Source organism: Streptomyces sp. FH025 (assembly GCF_017427025.1).
Classification (GTDB): domain Bacteria; phylum Actinomycetota; class Actinomycetes; order Streptomycetales; family Streptomycetaceae; genus Kitasatospora.
This window is the reverse complement of record NZ_JAFLNG010000537.1, coordinates 1-5,460: the sequence shown is the minus strand read 5'-3', so window position 1 is coordinate 5,460 and position 5,460 is coordinate 1. Positions and strand designations below refer to the sequence as shown.

6 protein-coding genes are annotated in these 5,460 nt (G+C 73.8%); 2 read left to right on the top strand and 4 right to left on the bottom strand.

Going from position 1 to position 5,460, the window contains the following annotated elements; genetic code table 11:
- Positions 1–205 precede the first annotated feature (205 nt).
- A complete protein-coding gene (locus tag J0670_RS28795) occupies positions 206–658 on the top strand; it encodes a hypothetical protein (RefSeq protein WP_207814617.1) in 453 nt (150 codons plus the stop codon).
- Here the strand turns inward: J0670_RS28795 and J0670_RS28790 are convergent.
- The 4 genes from J0670_RS28790 to def all read right to left on the bottom strand — a co-directional run bounded on the left by J0670_RS28790 (position 621) and on the right by def (position 4,785).
- Positions 621–1,601 carry a MerR family transcriptional regulator gene (locus tag J0670_RS28790; RefSeq protein WP_207814616.1) on the bottom strand — a complete coding sequence of 327 codons (981 nt, stop codon included), beginning with the start codon at positions 1,599–1,601 and terminating at the stop codon, positions 621–623. The two genes, J0670_RS28795 and J0670_RS28790, sit on opposite strands and share 38 nt — an antisense overlap.
- Before the next feature lie 69 nt (positions 1,602–1,670).
- The gene (locus tag J0670_RS28785) at positions 1,671–3,113 is read right to left on the bottom strand and encodes an RsmB/NOP family class I SAM-dependent RNA methyltransferase (RefSeq protein WP_207814615.1); all 1,443 of its coding nucleotides are present in this window, start codon (positions 3,111–3,113) and stop codon (positions 1,671–1,673) included.
- A 66-nt stretch (positions 3,114–3,179) separates the two neighbouring features.
- Positions 3,180–4,130: a methionyl-tRNA formyltransferase gene (gene fmt / locus J0670_RS28780; RefSeq protein ID WP_207814614.1), complete on the bottom strand. Its 951-nt coding sequence runs from the start codon at positions 4,128–4,130 to the stop codon at positions 3,180–3,182.
- A 109-nt stretch (positions 4,131–4,239) separates the two neighbouring features.
- The gene (gene def, locus J0670_RS28775) at positions 4,240–4,785 is read right to left on the bottom strand and encodes a peptide deformylase (RefSeq protein WP_207814613.1); all 546 of its coding nucleotides are present in this window, start codon (positions 4,783–4,785) and stop codon (positions 4,240–4,242) included.
- A 243-nt stretch (positions 4,786–5,028) separates the two neighbouring features.
- On the opposite strand from def, the gene J0670_RS28770 reads away from it, so the two are divergent.
- Positions 5,029–5,460: hypothetical protein (locus J0670_RS28770; RefSeq protein ID WP_243437662.1), on the top strand; the 432-nt coding region annotated here is incomplete at its 3' end.

The following is a 5,460-nucleotide window of genomic DNA, read 5'->3' as shown; positions in this document are numbered from 1 at the left end:
TCCGGCGCGGAGACTACGAGTTCCTCGTCTCCCCCGAAGCCCGCCGTCTGCTGGTCGAGCACGACATCACCGTGCTCGACTACCGTCCGCTGCGACAAGCCTGGCGAGGCGGCCCCGGACCGGCCGCGTCCCGACCCCACCGGCCGCCCGGTGTGCCACGATGATGGGAACCGAACGGCCGGGCTCCACAGGGAGGTTGACCACCATGGACCCGATCCTCAGCTGCCGCTGGAACGACCAGGACGGCGAGTGGGCACTGACCGTCAGTCACAACGGCAGCGGCTGGGAGCTGCTCGCCACCGCACCGCTGTGGTCCGAGTCGCTCCCGTTCGCCGATCCGGACGAGGTCCGTCGGCTCGCCCAGGCCCTCCTCGACCTGCCCGCCGAGCCCGAACCGTACGAGTTCGAATGGCAGCTCTCCCGCACCGAGTTCGCGCGCACCGAGAACGAACGGATCCACTTCGCGACCTTCGCCGTCGGGCTCGACCCCACCGACGGCCACCGCCCGTACCTCGCCTACCAGTCCTACTACCAGCGGGGCCAGGCCACCGGACTCGGCCTGGAGGTGGTTTGCGAGGACCCGCCGGTCGACCACCTGCGGGCCCAGGCCCACGCCTTCCTCACCCGCTACTCCGGCCCCACCCGCCGACAGCGGTAACCCGCCCGGGCGAGGGCGGGGCGAGGGCGAGGGCGCGCCCCGTCCACCCCAGCACCTCCGCCGAACTCCCGGGCTGAGCCCACCCGTTGACCACCGCCAGCAGCCCCAGGTACCGCTCCCGTCGAGGGTCCGCCATCGCCTCCACCCGCTCCACCAGCCGATCCCGCAGCGATCCGTCGGCCTCGTCGACACCCACCAACCGCGCGTACCGCTCCAGCAGAGCGGCGACCACTCCGGCCGCCTCCGCCGACCCGGGCTCCACCCCCGCCGCGACCGCCGGACCGGCCAACTCCCCTACCAACACGGCCAGTCCAGGCCTGGGCACCGCACCCGGAACACCCTCCGCAGCCTCGTCCTCGGCCAGCCCGCGCAGCAGCTCCCGGAACCCGGCGTCACCGGCCAGCCGCGCCAGCTCCACCCACGCCTCGACCTGTTCGGCCGAGGGCTCCTCCGGCAGCTCCGGCGTCAACGACCGGGCCACGCCGCCGAATCCGCCCTCGGCCCCTACCCCGTCGAACACCTCGGTCAGGAATTCCCCGACCAGGCGCTCCCGTTCGTCCTCCGTCAATCGGGCCAGCCGGTGCACGCTCGTCAGCTCCTCTGCGGTTGCCCCGCGCCGGGCCACCGTCCGCAGCACCGCCTGCCGCAGCCGCAGCACCCGGATCCGGACCTCAAGCGCCTCGGCGTGAGCCGCCGCCACCTCGGGCAGCGTGAGCTCGCGCTCCAGCACCTGCCGGATCTCCGGCAGACCGAGCCCGAGCTCACGCAGGGTGCGCACCAGATCGAGGCGGGCCACGGCGTCCGCGCCGTACCGCCGGTGGCCGGCCGGGTTGCGGTCGGCTGGCGACACGATCCCCTGGTCCGAGTAGAACCGGACGGTCTTCACCGTCAGCCCGGTCCGCCGGGCCAGCTCACCGATCGAATGGAGCGTGTCGCCGTTCATGGCCACCACCCTGGCGCCTCCCCCTACGGGAGATGCAAGCCGTACGAGCTACTCAAGCCGCACGAAGGCTCAGGCCGTCCGCCGCAGCAGCGCCAGGTACATCGCGTCCGTCCCGTGCAGGTGCGGCCACAGCTGCACGTCCGGCCCGTCCCCGAGCGCCGGAACGCCCGGCAGCAGCGGCCGCGCGTCGATCCACTCGACCCGGCCGCCCTCCCCGCGCAGCACGTCGTCGACCACGGCCCGGGTCTCCGCGAGGTGCGGCGAGCAGGTCGCGTAGCCGACCACCCCGCCGACCCGGGTGGCCTCGATGGCCGAGCGCAGCAGGTCCCGCTGCAGCGGCCCGAAGGCCGCGACGTCGGCCGGCCGGCGCCGCCAGCGCGCCTCCGGGCGGCGCCGCAGCGCGCCCAGGCCGGAGCAGGGCACGTCGACCAGCACCCGGTCGAAGCCGCCGGAGCGCCAGGCCGGGCGGGTCCCGTCCGCCGCGATCACCGTGTACGGGCCGGGGTTGCCCTCCAGCGCCCGGGCGACCAGCCGGGCCCGGTGCGGCTGCTTCTCGCTCGCGACCAGCGCCGCGCCCCGCTCGGCGGCCAACGCCCCGAGCAGCGCGGCCTTGCCGCCCGGCCCTGCGCAGCCGTCCAGCCAGAGCCGGTCCGGCCCCTCCACCGGGGCCGAGGCCAGCGCCAGCGCGACCAGCTGGCTGCCCTCGTCCTGCACGCCCGCCCGGTTCTCCCGGACGGCGTCCAGCGAGCCCGGATCGCCGCCCTCGGCGAGCCGCACCGCGAACGGGGACCAGCGGCCCGGCTCGGCCTCGGGCAGCGCCTCGGACAGCTCGCCGACGGTGGCCCGGCCGGGGCGGGCCACCAGGGTGACCTCGGGCCGCTCGTTGTCGGCCCGCAGCAGTTCCTCCACCGCGCCGCGCCCGGAGGCGTCCGGCTGCCAGCGGCCGAGCGAGTCCCACAGCGCGGAGACCACCCAGCGCGGGTGCGAGTGCACGACCGCCAGGTGGTCCTCGGCGTCCTGCTCGTACGGCGGGGCGACCTGCTCGATCCAGGTGTCCAGGTCGTGGGCGCTGATCCGGCGCAGCACGGCGTTGACGAACTTGGCCTTGCCGTCGCCGAGCACCGCCCGGGCCAGCTCGACGGTCGCCGAGACGGCCGCGTGGCTGGGGATGCGGGTGGCGAGCAGCTGGTGGGCGCCGAGCGAGAGCACGTCCAGCACCGGCGGGTCGACCTTGCTCAGCGGCCGGTCGATGCAGGCCGCGATGATCGCGTCGTAGGTGCCCTGCAGGCGCAGGGTGCCGTAGACGAGTTCGGTGGCGAGAGCGGCGTCGCGGCGGTCCATGCCCTTCTGCTCGGCCTCGCGGAGCAGCGAGGGCAGGATCAGGTTGGCGTACGCGTCGCGCTCGTCGACGGCGCGCAGCGCGCGGAACGCGACGATCCGGGCCGGGTCCTTCTTCGGCCGGCGGTGCGGACGGGGGGCGCGCTTGGCGCCGGGGGTGCTGGGGGTGCTCACAGGTGCCTCAAGGTGCTGCGGTGGTTATCAGACGAACAGATGAACGGTCTCGAACGAACAGTAACGCTAAACCTGAGGCTCAGCCCCGAACCGCTCCCCGGCCTCCAGCCGCGCTCCGCGCGCCCAGTCGGCGGCCCGCATCTCCTTCTTCCCCTGCGGACGCACCTCCCCCAGCTCGATGTCGTGGCTCCCCGTCCCGACCCGCACGCTGTTCTTGCCGACCATCGCGACCTCGCCCGGCGCCAGCTCGGCGGACTCCGGCAGCAACCGGACGGGGCCGGTGACCTTCAGCCGCTCGCCCCGGAACTCGGTCCAGGCGCCCGGCGCCGGAGCGCAGCCGCGCACCACCCGGTCGATCCGCAGCGCGGGGTGGTTCCAGTCGATCCGCGCGTCCTCGACGGTGATCTTCGGCGCGAGCGTCACGCCCTCGGCCGGCTGCGGCACGGGGTGCAGCGAGCCGTCCTCGATGCCGTCCATGGTGGCCGCGAGCAGCCGCGCGCCCGAGAGCGACAGCCGGGTGAGCAGTTCCCCGCTGGTGTCGCCCGGCCGGATCTCCTCGGTGATCACGCCGTAGACCGGGCCGGAGTCCAGGCCCTGCTCGATCAGGAAGGTGGACGCGCCGGTGACCTCGTCGCCGGACAGCACCGAGTGCTGGACCGGGGCCGCGCCGCGCCAGGCGGGCAGCAGCGAGAAGTGCAGGTTGACCCAGCCGTGCTTGGGGATCTCCAGGGTGCCGGGCCGCAGCAGCGCGCCGTACGCGACCACCGGGCAGCAGTCCGGAGCGAGTTCGGTGAGCCGGGCGACGAACTCCGGGTCGCTGGGCTTCACCGGCTTGAGGACCTCGATCCCGGCCTCCTCGGCGCGCTGGGCGACGGGGCTCGCGACCAGCTTGCGCCCACGCCCGGCGGGCGCGTCGGGGCGGGTGACCACCGCGACGACCTCGTGCCGGTCGGAGGCGAGCAGCGCGTCCAGGGCGGGAACGGCGACCTCGGGGGTGCCGGCGAAGACGAGACGCATCAAGTGCCTTTCTGTAAAGGAAAGTTCAGAAATCCGAAGGACTGAGGGGAATTCACCGAGGAAGATTCACCGAGGGGAATTCACCGGGGGGGGAATTCCCCGGGGACGTTCAGCGCGCGGAACCGAAGGTGCTGTGCGGCGAGACCTTGACCACCGGCGCCGGCCCCTCGCCCCAGTCCGCCTCCCGGATCGCCTTCAGCGCGGCCTTGCGCTGCTCGCGGTCGAGCCGGTCGATGAAGATGATGCCGTCCAGGTGGTCGGTCTCGTGCTGTATGCACCGGGCGAGCAGCTGGGTGCCCTCCAGCGTGACCGGATCGCCGTACATGTTGAAGCCCTTGGCGACCACGCCGTACGCGCGCCGGGTGTCGTAGCGCAGGCCGGGCAGCGAGAGGCAGCCCTCGGGGCCCTCCTGCTCCTCCTCGCTCAGCGACAGGTCCGGGTTGATCAGATGCCCGGTCACGCCGTCCACGTGGTACGTGAACACCCGCAGCGAAACGCCGAGTTGGGGCGCGGCGAGGCCGGCGCCGGGGGCGTCGAGCATGGTGTCCGTGAGGTCGCTGACCAGGTTGCGCAGTTCCTTGTCGAAGGTGGTCACCGGCTGGGCGGTGGCCCGCAGGACGGGGTCTCCGAAGAGACGGATCGGCTGGATCGCCACGGGGTACGGGCTCCTGTCCACAAGGGCAAACGGGCTACGGGTTACGACGGGTGCACCGCAAGTCTATGCAACCCGTCGGGGCGCCCACGGGCCCCGCCCGGGACCGCCGACACATCCAGACCGCTCCGGTGGCGTTACCCCGGCCCCCGCTTCGGCGTTGGTCAAGAGAGATTGACCGGGGCCGGGCGCACGGGACACCGCGCCCCGGCCGAGCTGAACCGTACGGAAGGTGGCACGTAGGCCATGGCCGAGCAGATCAACCACGACGCCCGAGCGCGGGCGAGCCTCCACCTGCTGGTGCGGGACATCGAGCGGGTGCGGCGCCAGGTCGACGCGCTGCGAACGCTCACCGCCCAGCTGGGCAACGTCTACCGGCCGCGCCGCCCCAGCACCTCGGCCGGCTTCGTCGTGTACGGGCGGGCGCCCGCGCCGACCGTGCGCCTGGCGCAGGAGCTGCGGGAGAGCGTGGAGACGCTGGTGGCGGCGGCGGTCGAGTTCGACCGGGCGCTGGGCTTCTCCTGGGACTCGGTGGGCTCCGCCCTCGGGGTCACCAAGCAGGCGGTGCACCGCCGCTACGGCATGCGCCGCCCGACCAGCGAACTCCTCGCCGCCAGCGGCGCCGTTCCGGGCCAGAGCCGCCAGGACCGCTCCGAGGAGCTGCCCACCGGCACCGAG

What these genes read in the sequence shown, in the direction of transcription:
- J0670_RS28795 (WP_207814617.1), top strand. Translation starts at nt 206, where the DNA reads ATGGACCCGATCCTCAGCTGCCGCTGGAACGACCAGGACGGCGAGTGG.
- J0670_RS28790 (WP_207814616.1), bottom strand. Translation starts at nt 1,601, where the DNA reads ATGAACGGCGACACGCTCCATTCGATCGGTGAGCTGGCCCGGCGGACC.
- fmt (WP_207814614.1), bottom strand. Translation starts at nt 4,130, where the DNA reads ATGCGTCTCGTCTTCGCCGGCACCCCCGAGGTCGCCGTTCCCGCCCTG.